A 20,778-nucleotide genomic window follows, 5' to 3' on the forward strand; every position below is an offset into this window, starting at 1 on the left:
AATTATTCCTTTGACAAACTGCAGCAACTCCTTTATATTTAGCTGGTACTTTAACGCTTAAAAGCGTATCAGTAGACAATGATCGATAACAGTCTTACCTCAAGAATATACAAAATGAAAGCGGGGAAAATACATCATGCGTCTCGAAGATGCCAAGCTAAAACTCTCTTTACCTGAAGCTATTTGTGTTTTAGCGATGCTGTTTTTAATTATTGCAATAGGAATCATCCATTATGAACTTGTACCACATATTCCGATTATTGCCGCCATCCTTTTTTTATTCGTTTATGGAAAAATCAAGAAGCTTCCATTTTCGATCATGGAGGCGGCCATCGTCAAAGGTGCGGTTTCTGGTATGGGAGCCATCTATATATTCTTTTTCATTGGCATGCTCATTTCGATCTGGATGGCAAGCGGGACCATCCCTACCATCATGTACTATGGGTTTGACTGGATTTCTGGGGAATATTTCTATGCGGTCACATTTCTGGTGTGCTCGCTAATCGGGCTCTGTATCGGGAGTTCACTTACAACATCAGCGACGGTCGGTGTTGCTTTCATTGGTATGGCGGCGGCGATGGATTTATCGCTGGCGATTACAGCCGGTGCTATCATTTCCGGTGCATTTCTTGGCGATAAAATGTCTCCGCTATCCGACTCGACCAACCTTGCTTCGGGAACGGTGGGAGTGCCACTATTTGAACATATTAATAATATGCTGTGGACAACGATTCCGGGGTTTTTGCTATCACTTATCTTTTTTTACTTCCTTTCACCGGATGTCAAACTGTCTCGTGTTGAGGAAATTGAAGCCATGACGAAAGCCTTGGAAATGGAAACGAACATTAGCGTATGGAGTTTGATTCCGTTTGTCGTCATCCTGGTCATGGCATTGAAAAAAGTGTCGGCGATTCCGACATTGTCAGCTGGAATCGTTTCGGCGGCTGTCATTGCTTTCATGCAAACGCCAAATATGACCGTTGCAAAACTGGCGGATATTTTATACGGCGGATTTGTGCTGAAGAGCGGGATGGAACAACTTGACACCATCCTATCGCGGGGCGGCATCGAAAGCATGATGTTCTCCGTTTCTATGGTGTTGTTGGCTTTGGCGATGGGTGGACTATTGTTTGAATTAGGAGTCATCCCTTCCATCCTGCATGCGGTCCGGGATTCATTGACGAGTGTAGCAAAATTGATTTCAGCTACCGTTTTTGCAGGAATCAGCGTGAATTTCCTGGTGGGGGAACAGTATTTGTCAGTTATCCTGCCTGGGAAAGCCTTTCAGCAGAAATATGAAGAGCTAGGGTTACAGCCAAAAACGCTTGGGAGGGTACTTGAAGATGCCGGAACAGTCGTGAATCCACTTGTTCCATGGGGAGTCTGCGGTGTATTCCTGACAAAGGTATTGGGTGTTCCAACACTTGAATATGCGCCCTTTGCATTCTTTTGTTTAATTTGCCCTTTGCTCAGTTTGATTTCGGGCTTTACGAAAGTAGGCATCCACTATAAATGAAAAAAACAGGCGGTCGAATTGCGACTGCCTGTTTTTTCATGAAGAATTCCTTATTTCGTTGAAGCGATCTCATCCTTTGGTATGGAGATGACCTTTTCTTTCTGTTCCAGTAGATTCATTCGCATGATGACATTTTGGAATATCCCCATAGAAATCATGAGCAGCAATAGGGATGAACCGCCATAGCTGATGAACGGAAGCGTGATCCCGGTGATGGGAATCAGTCCAGTCGCCCCGCCAATATTGATGCCAACCTGAATGCCGATCATGGAAGAGATCCCGATCAATAATAGGCTGCCAAATGGGTCTTTACACTTTGCTGAGAGTATGAATCCTCTAAGGACGATAAAACCTAAAGTCAATAAAACGAAGCCCACTCCGAATATCCCAAGCTCTTCTGCAATGACGGAAATGATGAAATCCGTATGGGATTCAGGCAGGTACCCGTATTTTTGTACACTATCACCAAGCCCGACACCTGTAAGGCCGCCTGATCCTATCGCATACAATGAATTCACGAGTTGGTACCCATTTCCACCCTCTTGGCCAAAAGGATCTGCAAACCCTGTAAAACGGGACACTTTATTTTCCGAGAAAACCGATGACAAATTTCCTGTCAGAATGATCCCCAATGCAAATATGGCAACGAATATCGAAGTAATCAATGAGAGCTTGAATATACTCTTGAAGGACATGCCAGATGATATGATCATGGTACTTGAAATCAGGAAAATGACAGCTGCCGTTCCATAGTCAGGTTGTATCCCGATTAAAAAACAAATGAATACGAGAAAGAAAATCGGGGGGATGACGGCTTTATCAATGCTGTTGATTCGATCCTGCCTTTTTCCGTAAATGGCTGCAAGATAAATGATCATGGCAAGCTTCGAAAATTCTGCTGGCTGTATCGATTTTGTTCCTATCTTAAACCAGCTTGTGGCATTCCCGGCTGTATGGCCAAAGATAAAGAGCAGCAAAAGGATACCGGCCATTCCCAACATCATAAGCATTAAGAAGTTTTTGTTTTTGTACATCTTATAAGGAAGAATCATCGTCACGATCATTGCTAAAAATGAGATGATAAAAGCCATTTTTTGTTTCTCAAAGAAGAAATCCATGGGCTCCTTGTATCGAGCGACAGCCGTGATCATGCTCGAGCTATAAATCATCACTAAACCAAACAAACAGAGTAATACGACAGCAATGAAAATAGGGAAGTCGTATGCTTTAATTATTCTTTTCACTTGTGCGCTCACCTCAAATATGTATGCGCGAAAAAATCGCCTTCTTATATAGTAACGGAAAATCAGTTATTTAGATAATAATTTTTATTGTGTAACATGAATTTATCCTCCAAGAAACAATAGTAAACACTTTATCCGATGAAATTGAAGTGATTGTCATTTCAACTACTCGCAAAATATCCATTCCTACATCTATTATCTTCGATAGAATAGATGAATTATCCTTTAGGAAAACAAAAAAATTTACTATATATTCCATTTTGATAGTACTATTATGTCTAGAAGAACATAAGACAAGTGAAATGATGAGAGGGTGGATTTCATGGGGCACATTCATTTTTTCACCGGGTTTCCAGGTTTCATCAGTAATCAATTAATCAGGGAGCTGGTTCGGCGTGATGAAAGGATAAATAAGATTTATTTGCTCGTTTTACCTCAGCAAAGGGCAAAAGCAGAAAAGGAGACCAAAAGGATTGAAGATGAATGGGATGGTATGAAAATCGCCTTTGAAATCGTGACGGGGGATATTACGAAGGAGCATCTTGGTTTTTCATTGGAGGTATCCATGAACTTCAGCAACAAGTCACGCAACTTTTCCATCTTGCCGCGATATACGATCTGGCTGTCCCGGAAAAATTGGCCAGGCTTGTCAATGTAGTGGGAACCAAGCAAGTAAACGAATGGGCCAAAGGGGTGATTGCACTTAAGCGATACACCTATTTCAGCACCGCTTATGTAGCGGGGATGCGGGAAGGGTGTTTATACGAGCGTGAATTGAAGCTGCCGATGAGCTTCAGGAACCATTATGAACGGACGAAATAGGAAGCTGAATTAATGGTAGAGGAGCTTAAAAAAGAAATTCCCATCACGATAATCAGGCCCGGTATCGTAAAGGGACATTCTCAGACAGGGCAAACGATTAAATTCGATGGCCCCTATTTTATCCTTAATTTTCTTGATCGCTTAAGCTTCCTTCCTTTTTTTCCATACATCTCTTCGGAGAGGGAAACGGTCGTGAACCTTGTTCCAATCGATTATATTATACAGGCAACTGCATTTCTGGCATTATATAAAGAAGGTGCAGGAAAAACCTATCATCTGACCGATCCCAACCCGTGTACGGCTAAGGAAATTTATGAGCTTTTCGTTGCTGAATTGTACAAGAAAAAACCAAAAGGCCATGTCCCTCTGTCACTAAGTAAGGCGTTTTTATCCATACGTCAGGTGCGGAGATTCTTAGGCGTGGAAAAAGAGGCTCTTGATTATTTCTCACTTGGAAAGGGCGTTTTGACTGCTCTTGTGCGCAAGCGGATTTAATCGCTTAAGGGATCATTTGTCCTGGCTTTAAAGAAGCTGTTCCTGCCATGGTCGAGTATTATTCAAAACACAAACATGATGAAGGGCACCAAATTAAAATAAGGTAAGGCAAGGGGAGTAATTATGGAAGAAATACATGACAAGTGGGAAGTGTTTTCCCCGGCAACAGGTGAGAAGATTGCCGAAATCGAGCCGACGCCACTGTCGTCAATTCCACTTATCTATACAAAATCAAGACATTCGTTCCAAACATGGTCGAAGCTTTCCATAAGTGAACGACTGCATTATTTACGACAGCTTCGCCTGCTTATGGTCGAAAAGATGGATGAGATAGCTGAAATCATTTCCAAAGATACGGGAAAATTGAAAATTGAAGCGCTGGTGGCAGACATCATGCCAACCATTGATGCGATCAAGCATATCGAAAAACATGCGATTAAATCTCTTTCCGGAAAAAAGGTTGCCACTCCGCTCATGTTGATTGGAAAAAAATCTTATATTGAATACATGCCACGTGGGACCGTGCTGGTCATCTCGCCGTGGAATTATCCGTTCCAGCTGGCGATGGTCCCCATTCTTAACGCACTTGCAGCAGGAAATACGGTCATTGCCAAGCCATCGGAGGTAACTCCACTGGTTGGAGTATGCATCGAAAATTTGTTTGTTAAAACTGGTTTCCCTAAGGATACGATTCAATTTGCCCATGGTGGGAAGGAATTGGGCGCAGCGTTGACGGAGCAAAAACCAGATTATATCTTTTTTACCGGATCTGTAAGGACTGGAAAAATAATTGGCGAAGTTGCGGCAAAACATTCAATACCGACCACTCTCGAGCTTGGAGGGAAGGATCCGATGATCGTCCTGCGTGATGCGAACCTGGAACGGGCAGTGAACGGCGCACTTTGGGGAGCCTTTACGAACAGCGGGCAGGTCTGTATGAGTGTCGAAAGGGTTTATGTGGAGCGCCCGGTTTATCAGGAATTCCTCGCGCTGCTTAAAGAAAAAACGGAGGCCATGAGGCAAGGGACGAATTTAAAGGATGATATCGGTTCGATGACGTTTCCGGGCCAGGTGGATATTGTGGCTGCACACTTGGAGGATGCCCTCGATAAGGGAGCGATACTTGAAGCTGGAAAACTCCCAAAAGAGTGGAAAACCGGTGGGACCCATTTCATTCCACCCATGATTTTGTCCAATGTCGACCACTCCATGAGGATCATGAAAGAAGAAACATTCGGACCCGTATTGCCCGTTATGCCTTTTGATTCCGAGGAGGAAGCGGTCGCCCTGGCAAATGAAAGTGAATATGGCCTTAATTCAAGCGTATGGACAATCGATAAGGAAAAAGCAAGACGGATTGCCTCACAGTTAGTAACCGGAGCGGTAACGATCAATGATGTACTCATTACGGTTGCCAATCACCATTTACCATTTGGCGGTGCGAAACAAAGTGGCGTTGGCCGTTATCATGGCGAACAGGGACTGAAGATTTTTTGCCATGAAAAGGCGATCATGGTAGACAATGGTCACAAAAATACAGAAATTCAATGGTATCCATATGAGGGGAAATACCCAACCTTCTTATCATTGTTCAAGAACTATTTTTCCGGTAAACCGAACTGGATTGAATTTGGAAAAGATTATATGAAATTGATCAAAATATCCAAAGCGAAACGAAAAGATTGATTCATTTTAAAAAAAGATTGTTATTTTCATAATACTTGCGTATACTATTAATATACTTAATAACTGATTTTCCTTTTCAAAGGGGAGTAGCGTTAGGGTTCGCCCTAAAACAAAGTCGTCATTACGTGGATGGAAACATCCATCGGCTTTGTTGACATGATTTCATGTTCAGCAAGACCTTTGCCTATATGGCAAAGGTCTTTTTATTTTGCCGATGCCGATAGGAAGGGAATACAAACTATTGGAGGTTGAATGGATGGAAGCATCATTACTATTGGAATATGGCTGGGTCCTTCTCATTTTGGTCGGTTTGGAAGGAATACTCGCTGCGGATAACGCAGTCGTCATGGCTGTCATGGTTAAGCATTTACCGAAAGAACAACAACGTAAAGCCTTGTTTTATGGACTGATGGGAGCTTTCGTTTTCCGCTTTGCAAGTCTATTCCTGATTTCCTTTCTTGTCGACGTGTGGCAAATTCAAGCAATCGGTGCGATTTACTTGCTGTTCATTGCTTTTCAGAACATTTATAAAAAATACGCTCATAAAGGTAAGAAGGAAATCACGAAGCCTAAAAAGCAATCTGGCTTCTGGATGACCGTAGTAAAGGTTGAAGCGGCCGATATAGCTTTCGCAATCGATTCAATGCTGGCTGCCGTCGCGCTTGCGGTTACACTTCCTGCAACAGGCTGGATGAAAGTCGGCGGTATTGACGGAGGGCAATTCGCTGTCATGTTCCTCGGCGGTCTGATTGGATTGATCATTATGCGATTTGCAGCCAATGGATTCGTGAAATTGCTTCATCAGCGTCCTTCACTGGAAACCGCAGCATTTTTGATTGTGGGTTGGGTTGGAGTGAAATTGGCGGTACACACACTCGCACACCCTTCGCTGGCGGTCATCGACCACCATTTCCCTGAATCCACCCTTTGGAAATCGATTTTCTGGGTGGTATTGATTGGCATAGCGGTAGGTGCGTGGATCATCTCAAGTAAAAAAGAGAAAAATGAGAAAAAAGAAAAACAAATACAAGAAGCATAAAAATACCGACGAACTAAAGCAAGACTCAGCTTGCAGATCAAAGGGTTTTGGGATGATTACATTCCAAAACCCTTTTTGATGTTACAAGAATCATTGTTCGGCTCAAGCACATGTATAAGGCAATCGGGGTTCCACCTTCGTTTACAATGCGGAGCGGAGAGGAAAGCAACGGTTAGCGAGTTTGGGCTTTGCATCGAATTTTGGGGCGGGGTCATTTAAAACTTGGGCTTTTCGCATGCTCTTTGTACGGTTTCTCTTCAGCTGATGTGGACAATCGGGATTCCATTTTTCCATCCAGCAGAGTGGAAAGAAACGGGCACTGTACAAGTCAATTAAACTGTAGGAAATGGAGAAGCTCCCTTTATTTTCACGCTAAGTGGAATGGAGTAGGTGTGCGACACTCCAGCGCGAAATGCGTGACTACGTGGACCCGATAAACGCAAAGCTTGAGGAGGGTCCCCGAACGGCCCTGGAAAGGGAGAGCCTGCCGAACAATGGAACGGTCGTGGTACAAATCGCCAACACAATAGGCAATGAAGATTTTATCTTTCTCCTCGTTACGAACATAACGATGACCAAAGAAACTGCAGCTCACTCATTATCACCTGTTTTTTTACAAGAATCTTCTATACACGATATTTTTCTAACATAAAAAACGGATTTATGGACAATACCCACATAACGCTAAGAGTGTTTTCGAATGATATGTTAAAAGCTGTGAATATTAAATTATGGTTAGAAAAATGACAATTGTCCCATTGATTTAGACAAGGATACGGAAAAAGATAATGTAATGTAATGGCACTGTAATAAACGAGAAAAAACTAAGCACTTTGTCATGTTGCGTTATGATGTGATTTCAACAATTCGGCAAAAATGGTTCTTTTGGTACTGTCTTTTAGACTCTCTCCGCTTAAGATAAGTATGTTGATTCATATTTTTATCAACAGAAGCGAGGTGAGCAAATGCTTGGATTGTTGTTTACAGCATTTAAAAAAAAGCGTTCTTTAGAAGAAACCGTATTGAAAATTCAACAAGGCGATATAAGCCTTCGCAATGATACGATAGAGTCATTCAAACCTTTTATAGCGAAAACCGTCTCGTCAGTGTGCAGACGTTACATATATGAATCAGATGATGAATTCAGTATAGGTCTGATTGCTTTTAACGAAGCGATCGACAAATACTCCCCTGACAAAGGCCGTTCGTTATTGGCATTTGCCGAAACCCTCGTTAAACGAAGGGTTATAGATTATTTAAGAAGCCAGTCGAAGCGGAAAGAAATCCTTTTGGATCTATCGCTTAATGATGACAATGATCAAAGCCATATATATATCGATAACGAAAATTCCATCCATGAATACGAAAAGCAAAAGGAAGCAGGGAAAAGGAAAGAAGAAATTCACCTATATATAAGCCATCTACAGGATTTTGGGCTGACATTTGAAGATCTCGTTGAAAACTCTCCAAAACATGCTGATGCCAGAAAAGGTGCGATCATGATCGCCAAGCTGCTAATGGATGACGACGAACTGAAAGAAATCCTGTTTGCAAAAAAGCGGCTGCCAGTTAAACAGCTTGAGGGAAAAGTGGAAGTAAGCAGAAAAACAATTGAACGGAACCGAAAGTACATCATTGCTGTGGCAATCATAATAAACGGAGATTTTTTGTACTTGAATGATTATATAAAAGGGGCTATCAATGGATGAAAAAAGGAGTTATTCTGTCAGTAAATAAGCGTTTCGTAACCCTATTGACCCCCGAGGGTGAATTCCTAAAAGCGAAGAGAGACGAACGGGCATATGAAGTGGGGGAGGAAATCACTTTTTCCCCTGTCAAACACAAGACAGCTTTCACCATTTCCAGTTTCCAATCAACTTTCAGGAAAAAGGCCGTGTTAAGTATAGCCACCACCTTTCTTATTCTTTTTTCAATCCTGCCGTCTTATTTCACTGGGCATGTGTCGGCTTATATGACGATCGATGTGAATCCCAGCATTGAATTGGAGCTGGATGACCAGTTGGCTGTGCTTAAGCTTACCGGTTTAAACGAAGACGGCAAGCTTGTCATCGGTCAACTGAAAGATTGGAAAGGCAAGGGAATCAAGACTGTTACAAACCGGATTGTTGAAACGACAAAGCAACTTGGATATTTAAAAGGCAAAAAACAAATAGTCGTGTCGACCACGTTATTGGATAAAGATAAAAAACTGGATAAGAATTTAAAGGAAGAGATTAAAGAAATAACCGAGCAGGAAAACCTAAAAACAAAGATGAAGGTGATTCAGGCAACGAAAAGTGATCGGGAGCAAGCCAAGGCACAAGGCATCTCGACAGGTAAATATGTCGAAAAGAAATTGAAAATGAATCAAGACAAGACAAAAGTGAATAAAAGGGTACCTGATCCTGAACAAGATAAACCGATAGAAGAGAAAAATGGCACTTCCCAAAAGCAGGGTGAAAATCAGGACAAAGAAAGGCAGTCGGACAGAGAAAACAAAAAAGTGAACGATGCGAATGCCGTCAAGCAAAATCGTTTGACTGAGGTCAAACAGCCAGTAGCTGAACATTTAGTGACAAAGCCAGACGAAAAAAACGAAAAAACCAACCGGGATGATAAAAGCGCCAAACACCCTGGAATAAAACGGTTTAAGGAAAAAAACAACAAGACAGAGAATAAACCATTCAGCAGCCGAAGCATACAAAACAAAAGAAGCGATCCAAACATTCAAGGCAACCGACACAGCCGAACCATTGAACGCAAACGAAACGATCAAAGCAATCGAGAGTTTCAAGCCAATCAAAGGCGCCGTGAGGAACGAAGCAATCATGCCAGAGACAAACAGAAGCATGAAAAGGCGAAACAGGGTGGAAAAGGGCAGCCATCATTCCAGGAAAAGAGAAAGGGACAAGAAAAGAATCATCTGGATCATGAAAGGCACAATCTAAAAAAAGGCAACCGAGAGATGAAGACACAGAAAAGAGGTAAGGATCATGAGGAAAACCGGCATGAATGGAATCATTAAAAAGAGTCCAGCAGGAAGCTGGACTCTTAGCCATGGATATTCAATTGTGTGAATTATTGACCTTTAAGTTGAGATTGAGCTTGTTGTACAAGGCGTTTGGTGATTTCTCCACCAACGGAACCATTGGCACGTGCTGAAGTATCGGAACCTAATTGTACACCGAATTCTGATGCGATTTCATATTTGATTTGATCTAATGCTTGTTCGATTCCAGGAACAAGAAGGTTATTGCTGCTGTTAGCCATTTGAATCTCCCCTTTACATGTTCAACGGCTTCTGCCGCTGTAATGATAGTATAAGTAGAATGAGGAGTTTTACTTATGGTAGCAGGATCAAACTTTTTGGTAAACCTGCCTTATTGTTGCAAGGAAGTCAGTTTTAAAAGAGAATGGAAAAAAGAATGAAAAAAGGGTAAACTATATTATTAATGGGTTTGTGGTCCATCTAGTTATAAAGGAGTAAGAAAGGAAACGCTTAATGGTTGCTATAAAAAAAATATTATCAAAGTTAACACCTGCTCAGCTTATTGTCGGTTATTATTTTTTAGCTGTCAGCATTTCAACAATCCTTCTTAGTCTGCCGGTTGCCCTTAAGCCTGGTGTTGAGTGGGAATTCATGGACGCACTATTTACGGCCGTCAGTGCGGTCAGTGTAACTGGCTTGACGGTGGTCAGTACACCTGATGTGTTCAGTGAAGCTGGCTACTTCATCCTGATGTTCGTCCTCCAATTCGGCGGAATTGGCATCATGACGCTCGGAACGTTTTTTTGGCTGATCCTAGGAAAAAAGATCGGTTTGAAGGAAAGGCAATTGATCATGACGGATCAAAATCAATCGAATCTTTCAGGCCTTGTGAAATTATTGATCCAAATCATTCAGATATTTGTTGTAATTGAAATGATTGGCGCACTGGTTTTAGGGGTTTATTTTTTAAATTATTACCCAAACTGGAAAGAAGCTTTTATCAATGGGCTGTTCTTGGCAATCAGTTCCACCACGAACGCTGGTTTTGACATAACCGGCATTTCGATGATTCCTTTTAAAGGGGACTATTTTGTTCAGTTCATCACGATAATCCTGCTTACCCTTGGAGCCATCGGATTTCCAGTCTTGATTGAGTTGAAAGAATTTTTATCCAATGGTGCCCGTACTTATAAGTTTCATTTTTCCTTATTCACGAAATTGACATCCGTCACATTCTTTTCGCTCATCATTGGCGGCACGATCATGATCTTCCTCCTGGAAGTGAACGGATTCTTTAAAGACAAGAATTGGCATGAATCGTTCTTCTATTCTTTATTCATGTCTTCCAATACACGGAGCGGCGGTTTAACAACCATGAATGTGAGCGACTTTTCGGAGCCGACCCTGTTATTGATGAGCATCCTGATGTTCATTGGAGCCTCCCCAAGTTCAGTCGGAGGGGGTATCCGCACGACAACCCTGGCCATCATGATTCTTTTCTTGTGGAATTTCATGCGGGGAAGGCGCTCCATTAAAGTATTCAAGCGGGAGATACATCCAGATGATATCCGGAAGGCAACAGCCGTTATGATCATGGGTTCACTTCTATGCATAATAGCGATCTTCATTTTGACGATTACCGAGAACTTCACTTTGACCCAAATCATCTTCGAAGTATGCTCTGCTTTCGGGTCTGTTGGTCTTTCGATGGGCATCACTCCAGATCTTAGCCATACAGGTAAGATTGTCATCATGATCATCATGTTTATTGGCCGTGTCGGGATAACCTCCTTGCTTTATATCATAGGTCACAAGGAAATCAGGGAAATTTATCATTATCCAAAAGAACGTGTCATCATTGGTTAAAACAATGGCCGACCATGAACCTTTCCTATCAGGAAAGGTTTTTTGTGTTGGTGGCAGGAATCAATGATAAAATGTTGAAATTTACCTACAAGAGAGTTATTTCCCATTTATAAATATAGTCGTCCAATATGCTTCCCGTTCAGGTAGAGCAAATGCCGTTTAGAGGAGTCACGTAAAGGAGGTGGAGGAAATAAAGAAATATACTGGAAGAATCATGGTTCCTGCACTGTTCATCTTATTGATTTTGCCGATTTTAGCATCGACCGTCCTCAAGGAAGGCGGATTCCCTGTGTTACTGGGAATTTATTTATTTGTCGTCTTAGCCTTGGCCTGGTGTTTGGGTGCGATTTATGATGATAAACGGAGGACCATCTCACTATTGCAGGATAGCGAAGGACGATATCGCATTTTCTCCAAGTACTCCAAGGAATTGATCAATAGCTTCAATGAGGTCATTTTCCAAACGGATCATAAAGGGAAGTGGCTGTACTTAAACCCGGCCTGGAAGTCGATGAGCGGTGCAACCGTTAATGAATCACTCGGGCTGCATTTTTCAAAACATATGGATAATGCTTCATATCAAGACGTATTGAAGGCGTTTGCGGAATCCTTTCATCAAGGAAATAAATATTTTCGCGTTGACATTAAGTTACGCGATGGCAAAAAGGGAAGCAGTTGGGTCGAAGCATTTGTTAAACTGATATACGATGAAACGGGGAAATTCATCGGGACTGCAGGGATATTATCCGAAATCAATGAACGTAAGCATGCAGAAGAAGAACTAGTAAACCTGAACGAACATTTGGCAATCACATCAAGCAAGCTATCCACAGCTGCCCAACTTGCCGCAGGAATAGCGCATGAGGTAAGAAACCCGATGACGGCGATATTGGGATTCGTCAAGTTGATCAAAGATGGAGGGGCGGATAAACAGGAGTATTATGACATTATTTTTTCGGAAATAAATCGAATCGAACAAGTCTTGAATGAACTCCTGCTGCTTTCCAAACCGAGCGGTGCAGTTTTTCTTGAGAAGGATTTGAAAAAAAGCTGCAATCATGTCGTAACCTTGCTTGAGACAAATGCCGTATTGAACAATATACAAATTCAAAAAAATTATGATGCAGAACCGATTTTCATGCGCTTTGATGAAAATCAAATCAAGCAAGTATTAATCAATATCATTAAAAATTCGATAGAATCAATGCCGAATGGCGGAAATATTTTTTTGAGCATTTATGAAAAAAACGGGGAAGTGTTTGTAAGCATTTTGGATGAGGGGGAGGGCATCCCGGAAAATTCCCTTCAGAAAGTGGGAGAACCATTTTTTACGACGAAATCATCTGGAACAGGATTGGGACTTTCCGTTTGTTTCAAGATCATCGAAAAGCATGGCGGAAAGGTTTTCATAACAAGTGAGTTGAAAAAAGGAACGAAAATCGTCTGTGTATTCCCTGCCGTTCAAGAAAACGAGAGAAACGGCAGCGAAAAGGAGGAGAAAGTGGGGGCGAAGGAAGGACAAGAAAATAAGTGATTTAATTGTTGAAAAAATAGGAAAATTATGTATATACTGTAAAGGTGAAAACATACTAACCGGTCAGTTGGTAGAGGAGGAAGTCAATTTGAACTTCGAACATACTCAAAAGGTGAAAGCTCTGGAAACCAAGTTAACTGAATTCATGGAAAGGTACGTCTATCCCAATGAAGCTGTATACCAAAAACAGCTCGAGAAGCAGAAAAGCCGTTGGAGCGATATACCGCCGATCTTAGCCGAATTGACGGCGAAAGCAAAGGAAGAAGGGTTATGGAATTTATTTTTACCCGATAGCAGTTATGGCGCAGGTTTAACGAATCTGGAATATGCACCGCTTTGCGAGATCATGGGAAGGTCGATGATAGGTCCTGAAATCTTCAACTGTAATGCACCTGATACAGGCAATATGGAAGTTTTGGTGAGGTACGGCTCCGACGAGCATAAGGAACGTTGGCTGAAGCCGTTGCTTGCAGGGGATATCCGCTCATGCTTCTCGATGACGGAGCCTGATGTAGCCTCTTCCGATGCCACCAATATTGAGTGCAGGATCGAAAAGTCCGGTAATGAGTATGTCATAAACGGCCGGAAATGGTGGTCTTCAGGGGCAGGAGATCCACGATGCAAGATAGCCATCGTTATGGGGAAGACAAATCCTGAAGCATCGAGGCATGAGCAACAGTCCATGATTCTTGTGCCGATTGATACACCGGGCGTCAAAATCGAAAGAATGCTTCCTGTATTCGGCTATGACCATGCTCCTCATGGACATGCCGAGATCAATTTCGACAATGTAAGGGTCCCGGCAACGAATATTTTATGGGGTGAGGGCAAGGGATTCGCAATAGCCCAAGGTAGATTGGGTCCTGGAAGAATCCATCATTGCATGAGGCTGATCGGCGCGGCTGAAAGGGCGCTTGAAGAATTATGTAAGCGTATTCAAGGTCGTGTCGCGTTTGGGAAGCCTTTAGCGAGACAAGGCGTGATCATGGAGTGGGTCGCCGATTCACGGATTGAAATCGAGCAGGCCAGGCTGTTGACATTAAAGGCAGCTTATATGATGGATACGGTAGGGAACAAGGAGGCGAAGGCGGAAATTGCGATGATAAAAGTGGTTGCGCCGAATATGGCATTGAAGGTGCTTGACCGGGCCATCCAAGGCTTTGGCGCTGCAGGAATTTCCGATGATTTCCCTTTTGCCGCACATTGGGCCAATGCCCGGACGCTGAGGCTTGCTGATGGGCCCGATGAAGTGCACCGATCACAAGTGGCAAAAATCGAGCTTCGGAAATATCAACAAAAGCATGAGGTGAAAATATGAACGTGAAGGACCTATTCGATCTGACTGGAAAAACGGCAATCATAACCGGCGGCGGCAGGGGGCTAGGTGAACAAATAGCGACCGGTTTTGCCGAAGCGGGGGCTAATGTCGTCCTTTGTTCCAGGAACAAGCTGGCATGCGATGAAGTGGCTTTGAAAATCGAAGGGCTTGGAGTCAGGGCGCTTTCCTTCAAGTGCGATATCACCAATCCTTCAGATGTACAGGAAGTGGTTAATGAAACGTTTCGTGAATTCGGCTCCATTGATATTCTCGTCAACAATAGCGGCGCCTCCTGGGGAGCGCCAGCAATCGATATGCCGCTTGAAGCCTGGCATAAAGTAATGAATGTCAATGTTACCGGAACCTTCATCATGAGCCAGACTGCAGCCAGGATCATGATTGAGCAGGGATATGGAAAAATCATCAACATCGCTTCCGTTGCTGGATTAGGGGGGACGGACCCACGGGTGCTCGATACGGTCGGATACAATACGAGCAAAGGGGCGGTCATTACATTAACGAAGGATCTAGCCGTAAAATGGGGCCAGCACAATATTCATGTCAATGCAATCGCACCTGGATTCTTTCCGACGAAAATGACGAAAGGGGTGCTGGCGCAAGGAGAGAATCCCATCTTGGATTCCACCCCGCTCAAAAGATTAGGCAGTGATGATGATTTAAAAGGTGCTGCCGTTTTCCTGGCTTCAAAGGCTTCAGATTATGTAACAGGAAACATCCTGGTTGTCGATGGGGGTTCACATGCAATGTAAGGACTAGTAAATAAATGGCTGGAGGGAATGTAATGACTAATGGTAAAAAGTGGCTATCCGTGTATCCCGATTCAATTTCAAAGGAAATAAAGGTGCCTGATTTCCCGATGCAAAGAATTCTTCAAAATGCATGTCAATCCTATCCAACCAATACAGCTATCACTTTTTATAATCAAAAAATCACATATCAGGAACTTTTTCTTGCGTCGCAGGCCTTTGCCTCAGCCCTTCAAAAAAAAGGGATTCAAAAGGGCGATCGTGTCGCTATCATGCTGCCTAACTGTCCGCAATATGTGATTGCATATTATGGATCCTTGACCGCTGGTGCGATCATCACCCAAATCAATCCCATGCTTGTTGAAAGGGAATTGCGGCATATCTTGCAGGACTCCGGAGCCGAAACGATCGTCGTATTGGATGGATTATATCCGAAAGTGAAGAGTGTGCAGCATCATACGAACCTGAAAAATATCATGGCAGTGAGCCTGCAGCCATCGAAGGCCGTTTTCTCGCCTGATACTTCATTTGATGAATTCATGGAGGGAGGAGACGGCAACATCAATCCTGTATCCATCGATCCGGAACATGATATCGCCGTTCTTCAATATACAGGAGGGACGACGGGACGTTCGAAAGGGGCCATGCTGACTCACCGCAATATTCTTGCAAACGTCGTTCAGTGCTACGAATTCTTCAAGCATGAATTAAATATCGGTTCTCAAAGAACGCTATCGATCATCCCGCTTTTCCATGTTTTTGGAATGACATCCGCCATGAATTTATCCGTATTTATCGCCGGTGATTCAATCATGCTGCCACGATTCGAAATAGATGAAGTGCTTGAAACGATCAAACGTGAGCAGCCGACGACTTTTCCCGGAGTTCCGACCATGTATGTAGCACTGACGAACCATCCAAAGGCCGAAGAGTATGGGATGGACTCGATTAAACTCTGTAACAGCGGAAGTGCACCAATGCCGGTAGAGCTTTTACGAGAGTTTGAACGGAAATCGGGTGCGAAGATCTTGGAAGGCTATGGGCTTACGGAAGCTTCGCCAACAACGCATTGCAACCCGGCATTTGCCGAAAGGAAGCCGGGAAGTGTCGGGATCGGCGTCCCTTCGACGGAATATAAAGTCATGGATCTAGGTGATGGAACAAAAGAAGTGGCACCAGGTGAATTGGGTGAATTGGTCGTCAAAGGTCCCCAAGTGATGAAAGGGTATTGGAATATGCCAGAGGAAACGGCAGTCACCCTTAGGGACGGCTGGCTATATACCGGGGATATCGCCAAGGTTGATGAAGAAGGATACCTTTATATCGTCGATAGGAAGAAGGACTTGATCATTGCAAGCGGCTATAACATTTACCCGCGTGATGTGGAAGAAGTACTCTATGAACATCCTGCTGTGCGGGAAGCGGTGGTCATCGGAGTTCCGGATGCCTACAGAGGAGAGTCGGTAAAAGCAGTGCTTGTACTGAAAGATGGGAAAATGGCAAGTGAACAGGAAATCATCGATTACTGCCGTGCAAACCTGGCTGCCTATAAGGTTCCGCATTTCGTTGAATTTCGTGAAGAGTTGCCAAAAACGAATGTCGGAAAGATATTGAGGCGGGCTTTAAGGGAAGAACTATCCAATAAATTATAGGGTTCAAGAGTACGACAGCGTATGATATCGATTCACTGAAATTTTAACAGATTGCGAGGATGCATACATGAAGGAAAAAATGACTGAACATAGCATACGCTTATTCGAAAAAAAGGGCTTCAGTGAAACGTCGATTACGGATATCGTCGAATCGATTGGCGTTACGAAAGGTACATTTTATTATTATTTCACGAGCAAAGAGCAATTGCTGATGGATATTCATCTAGCGTATATAGATGAATTGCTTAATGAGCAAGCAAAAATCATTTCGACTCCAGGGAAAACCTGCAAGGATATCCTTTTCGATATCGTTCATATGCTTTTAAAAAGCATTAAAACGAAAAAGTCGAGCGCAACGGTCTTTTTTCGGGAAATGAAAAATCTAAGTAATGAAAAATTGGCACAAATCCTCCCAAAACGAGATGAATTTCGCAGCAAAATCGAGCAGGTGCTGATTTGTGGCATCGAGAGTGGTGAATTGCGTGCCAATCTCGATGCCTCCATCATCTCCTTTGCCATTTTGGGGGTGGCTAATTGGAGCTATCATTGGTTCGACCCAGAGGGTGAAAAAAATGAGCGGGAAGTGGCAGACATTTTCATGGGGATGATTCTACATGGAATTGAAGCATGATATATGGGCTACATACTGACTAGTTAGAAGGGAGATTGAAACATGACAAACGAGCAAATTCAATCGATAACCGTTATCGGAGCCGGCCAGATGGGGCATCAAATCGCGATGCTTGCCGCTTTGGGAGGATATGAGACGATTCTTCAGGATGTCCAGGAACAAGCATTGAATGAAGCCAAGGGGAAATTGGAAGCGATCATGACCAAATGGGTCCAAAAAGGTAAATTGTCAGAAGATCGGAAATTGGCGGCTTTTAGCCGACTTCAATACACTTCCGACTTGGAGAAGGCGGCCGAAGGAGCTGATTTGATCATTGAAGCGGTTGTAGAAAAACTTGATGTGAAGCAGGATGTTTTCGCAAAACTGGACAAGTTGGCACCTGCTGAAACCATTTTCGCCACCAATAGTTCAACGATTGTCAATAGCTTGCTTGCAAGCGTGACAACACGTCCGGACAAGTTCATCAATATGCATTTCTTTTTCCCACCTCTAGTAATGGATTGTGTTGAAGTGGTCATGAGCGATCAAACATCTGAAGAAACAGCAAAGCAAGCGATGAAAGTCACACAGAGAATGAATAGGACCGGCGTGTTATTAAGGAAAGAAATATCGGGATTCGTAGCCAATCGGATTTTGGGTGCCCTTCAGCGTGAAGCTTTATATTTGTATGAAGAAGGAATTGTCGACTATAAGGATATCGATTTAATTTGCCGAAAAGCGCTAAGCCATCCCATCGGACCGTTTGAACTGATGGATTTATCGGGAATTGATGTAGGCTATTTTGTCATGCAGCAGCGATACAATGAAACGGGAAATCCTGAGGACAAGCCGAATGCGAGTATCGAAGAAAAGGTGAAGCAGGGCCATTTAGGAAGGAAATCGGGTAAGGGCTGGTATGAATATCCAAATCAAGGGGTGAAGCATTGATGACAAGGTTCATTAAAGTGGAAAAGGAAAACAAGCTTGCAATCATCACCATTGATAATCCACCGTTAAACGTCATTAGCAAACACGTATTCAAAGAATTGGGAGAGACCTTCACGGAACTTTCCCGCGACAATGAAACGGTAGCCGTCCTCATAACGGGCGCTGGGGATATGGCGTTTGCAGCCGGTGCCGATATAAAGGAATTCCCTAACCTGATGGGAAATCCGAATATGAAGGAAACGGTAAAGGAAGGGCATGCTGTATTGACGATGGTTGACCAGTTCCCTAAACCGACGATAGCTGTATTGAACGGCCTCACTTTAGGAGGAGGATGCGAACTCGCTTTGGCCTGTGACTTGCGCATTGCAGAGGCTCAAGTCCAAATCGGCCTTCCCGAGGTTAAATTAGGCTTATTTCCTGGGGGCGGCGGGACACAACGCCTGTCCCGGCTTGTTGGAAATGCAAAAGCAAAGGAAATCATTTTTACCGGTGATCCTCTTGATGCCAAAGAAGCGGAAAAGATTGGGCTCGTCAATAAAGTCGTCGGAAAGGGCAGCGGTTTGGCCGAGGCGAAAATGCTGGCCTCAAGGATAACCAGGCACTCCCTGCAGGCGCTTTCGAGAATCAAGAAGGCGATCAATGATGGAAGTGAAGCGACACTTGAAGAAGGACTGGAGCTAGAAACGAATTTATTCGTGGAAATCTTTCAAACCGAAGATGTCAAAGAGGGTGTTTCCGCTTTCCTGAATAAGCGTAAACCGTCTTTCGTACACCGTTAATCAAGGAGGGGTCTTATGCATGAATTCAGAGTGAACGTCCGTTTTTCCGAAACGGATGCCTTTGGTCCTATCAATAACACCAGTTATTTCATCTATCTCGAAGAAGCACGCATGAAGTTCTTTGAAGCTCTCGGTCTTGCAATGGATGCTCAACCATGGAATTTTTTATTAGCCTCGACAAACTGTAATTTTATTGGTCAAGGTTACTTCAATCAACTGTTGACGATAAAGACTTCATTGACAAAGGTAGGCACAAAAAGCTGTGATATGATCCACGAAATCCTTTGTTCCCAAACGGGAGAGATCATTGCCGAGGGGCATGCGGTTTTGGTCTGTTATAATTTTGCCACTCAAAAAAGTGAACCGATACCTGAAAAGATGAAAGAGAAGCTCATCTCGGAGATTGTACTTCATTAGCTTGAAATAAGTAGAAAGGATTGAAGCATATATGGTGGACGATACGATTCCAGTTCGGCCCGGGGAGGAGCTAAATATTGACGTTTTAGAAAATTTTCTCAGGAAAAATGTCAAGGATCTTCCCATTGAGCCGTTAAACCTTCAACAATTTTCAACCGGCTATTCAAACTTGACCTATCAATTGAAAATGGGGGAGTGGGAGGCTGTCCTGAGAAGACCGCCGCTTGGTCCTGTCGCTCCCAAGGCACACGATATGAAGCGTGAACATCATATCCTTTCTTCCATCCATCCCTATTTCCAATCGGCCCCCGAGCCTATCTTGTTTTCGGATGATGAATCGATTGTGGGAGCCCCCTTTTTCTTAATGGAAAGGAAACATGGACTGGTCATAGATGGTGCATTTCCCGAAGGCATCGTTCCTACGGTGGAGCGATGCCGCAGCCTTTCTCATGTCATGGTCAATCGGCTCGCCGATCTTCACGCGATTCCATATGAGAAAACGGGGTTAGTGGAAATCTCCAGACCAGATGGATTCATCAAGAGGCAGGTACACGGGTGGATTTCGCGATATGAGAGGGCAAAGACGGATGAAATCAAAGAATTGATGCCGCTCCTTACTTATTTACAGCAGAATATCCCACAATATAGCCAGACTTCGATCATCCATTATGACTATAAGATCAACAATGCCAGGTTCAATCAAGACCTTACGGAAATGGTGGGGTTATTCGATTGGGAGATGGCGACCGTTGGCGATCCGCTCGCCGATCTAGGAGTGGCCTTAAGCTATTGGATGGAAAGCGATGACCCCGAATTGATCAAACTTGGCCTTGGACATGCTTCAATCACCACTTTAAACGGTTTTTTGACGCGAGAGGAATTTATCGAGACGTATGCAAGCAGAAGCGGCAGGGATGTATCCAATATCGATTTTTATGTTACCTTTGGTTATTTTAAATTGGCCGTCATCCTTCAGCAAATCTATTCCAGGTATAAAAAAGGGCAGACGAATGATCCCCGCTTTTCCCAACTTGGAAAAACGGTAAAAAGCTTGGTTACCCATGCAGCCAATGTTGCAGCGAAGGAAGTTTAAAGG

The 20,778-nt window shown here is 43.4% G+C and carries 18 protein-coding genes and 1 pseudogene; 17 read left to right on the forward strand and 2 right to left on the reverse strand.

The genetic code is table 11. The features are described 5' to 3' along the window. Window positions 1–136 precede the first annotated feature (136 nt). Window positions 137–1,516 (forward strand): Na+/H+ antiporter NhaC, encoded by a 1,380-nt coding sequence (gene nhaC / locus AS888_RS23350; RefSeq protein WP_061144482.1) that lies wholly within the window; start codon window positions 137–139, stop codon window positions 1,514–1,516. Between the two features lie 50 nt (window positions 1,517–1,566). On the opposite strand, the gene AS888_RS23355 is transcribed toward nhaC, so the two are convergent. Beyond that, window positions 1,567–2,760 carry an FtsW/RodA/SpoVE family cell cycle protein gene (locus AS888_RS23355; RefSeq protein ID WP_061144483.1) on the reverse strand — a complete coding sequence of 398 codons (1,194 nt, stop codon included), beginning with the start codon at window positions 2,758–2,760 and terminating at the stop codon, window positions 1,567–1,569. 322 nt (window positions 2,761–3,082) lie between these two features. On the opposite strand from AS888_RS23355, the pseudogene AS888_RS27090 reads away from it, so the two are divergent. From AS888_RS27090 to AS888_RS23385, 6 genes and pseudogenes are all read left to right on the forward strand, one after another. After that, window positions 3,083–4,077 (forward strand): annotated as a pseudogene (locus AS888_RS27090) (SDR family oxidoreductase). 123 nt (window positions 4,078–4,200) lie between these two features. Beyond that, window positions 4,201–5,763 carry an aldehyde dehydrogenase family protein gene (locus tag AS888_RS23365; protein ID WP_061144484.1) on the forward strand — a complete coding sequence of 521 codons (1,563 nt, stop codon included), beginning with the start codon at window positions 4,201–4,203 and terminating at the stop codon, window positions 5,761–5,763. 256 nt (window positions 5,764–6,019) lie between these two features. Further along, window positions 6,020–6,802 carry a TerC family protein gene (locus AS888_RS23370; protein WP_061144485.1) on the forward strand — a complete coding sequence of 261 codons (783 nt, stop codon included), beginning with the start codon at window positions 6,020–6,022 and terminating at the stop codon, window positions 6,800–6,802. 376 nt (window positions 6,803–7,178) lie between these two features. Then, window positions 7,179–7,454, forward strand: coding sequence for a hypothetical protein (locus AS888_RS26550; protein ID WP_155645596.1), 276 nt, complete (start codon window positions 7,179–7,181; stop codon window positions 7,452–7,454). A 313-nt stretch (window positions 7,455–7,767) separates the two neighbouring features. Continuing rightward, a complete protein-coding gene (gene sigI / locus AS888_RS23380) occupies window positions 7,768–8,511 on the forward strand; it encodes an RNA polymerase sigma factor SigI (RefSeq protein WP_061144487.1) in 744 nt (247 codons plus the stop codon). Continuing rightward, window positions 8,508–9,827: an anti-sigma factor domain-containing protein gene (locus AS888_RS23385; protein WP_061144488.1), complete on the forward strand. Its 1,320-nt coding sequence runs from the start codon at window positions 8,508–8,510 to the stop codon at window positions 9,825–9,827. The genes sigI and AS888_RS23385 overlap by 4 nt, the downstream gene beginning before the upstream one ends. Before the next feature lie 53 nt (window positions 9,828–9,880). Here AS888_RS23385 and AS888_RS23390 read toward each other — a convergent pair whose 3' ends face one another. Further along, window positions 9,881–10,072 carry an alpha/beta-type small acid-soluble spore protein gene (locus AS888_RS23390; protein WP_061144489.1) on the reverse strand — a complete coding sequence of 64 codons (192 nt, stop codon included), beginning with the start codon at window positions 10,070–10,072 and terminating at the stop codon, window positions 9,881–9,883. Between the two features lie 232 nt (window positions 10,073–10,304). Between AS888_RS23390 and AS888_RS23395 the strand changes: the two genes are divergently transcribed. The 10 genes from AS888_RS23395 (at window position 10,305) to AS888_RS23440 (ending at window position 20,775) form a co-directional block, all read left to right on the forward strand. Next, the gene (locus tag AS888_RS23395; RefSeq protein WP_061144490.1) at window positions 10,305–11,657 is read left to right on the forward strand and encodes a TrkH family potassium uptake protein; all 1,353 of its coding nucleotides are present in this window, start codon (window positions 10,305–10,307) and stop codon (window positions 11,655–11,657) included. Between the two features lie 181 nt (window positions 11,658–11,838). Continuing rightward, a complete protein-coding gene (locus tag AS888_RS23400) occupies window positions 11,839–13,191 on the forward strand; it encodes an ATP-binding protein (protein ID WP_061144491.1) in 1,353 nt (450 codons plus the stop codon). An 88-nt stretch (window positions 13,192–13,279) separates the two neighbouring features. Continuing rightward, window positions 13,280–14,509 carry an acyl-CoA dehydrogenase gene (locus tag AS888_RS23405; protein ID WP_061144492.1) on the forward strand — a complete coding sequence of 410 codons (1,230 nt, stop codon included), beginning with the start codon at window positions 13,280–13,282 and terminating at the stop codon, window positions 14,507–14,509. Next, a complete protein-coding gene (locus AS888_RS23410) occupies window positions 14,506–15,279 on the forward strand; it encodes an SDR family oxidoreductase (protein WP_061144493.1) in 774 nt (257 codons plus the stop codon). Before AS888_RS23405 ends, AS888_RS23410 begins: the two co-directional genes overlap by 4 nt. Before the next feature lie 32 nt (window positions 15,280–15,311). Further along, on the forward strand, window positions 15,312–16,928 hold the full coding sequence (locus AS888_RS23415; protein ID WP_061144494.1) for a long-chain-fatty-acid--CoA ligase: 1,617 nt from the start codon (window positions 15,312–15,314) through the stop codon (window positions 16,926–16,928). 67 nt (window positions 16,929–16,995) lie between these two features. Next, complete coding sequence (locus AS888_RS23420; protein WP_061144495.1) at window positions 16,996–17,559, forward strand: TetR/AcrR family transcriptional regulator; 564 nt, start codon at window positions 16,996–16,998, stop codon at window positions 17,557–17,559. A gap of 42 nt (window positions 17,560–17,601) precedes the next feature. After that, window positions 17,602–18,486: a 3-hydroxyacyl-CoA dehydrogenase family protein gene (locus AS888_RS23425; RefSeq protein ID WP_061144496.1), complete on the forward strand. Its 885-nt coding sequence runs from the start codon at window positions 17,602–17,604 to the stop codon at window positions 18,484–18,486. Beyond that, window positions 18,486–19,265 (forward strand): enoyl-CoA hydratase, encoded by a 780-nt coding sequence (locus AS888_RS23430; protein WP_185113158.1) that lies wholly within the window; start codon window positions 18,486–18,488, stop codon window positions 19,263–19,265. Before AS888_RS23425 ends, AS888_RS23430 begins: the two co-directional genes overlap by 1 nt. Window positions 19,266–19,280: 15 nt before the next feature. Beyond that, complete coding sequence (locus AS888_RS23435) at window positions 19,281–19,682, forward strand: acyl-CoA thioesterase (protein WP_061144498.1); 402 nt, start codon at window positions 19,281–19,283, stop codon at window positions 19,680–19,682. Between the two features lie 31 nt (window positions 19,683–19,713). Then, window positions 19,714–20,775 (forward strand): phosphotransferase family protein, encoded by a 1,062-nt coding sequence (locus AS888_RS23440; RefSeq protein WP_061144499.1) that lies wholly within the window; start codon window positions 19,714–19,716, stop codon window positions 20,773–20,775. Window positions 20,776–20,778: the final 3 nt, after the last annotated feature.

It is taken from the genome of Peribacillus simplex (assembly GCF_001542915.1).
Lineage (GTDB): Bacteria > Bacillota > Bacilli > Bacillales > DSM-1321 > Peribacillus > Peribacillus simplex_B.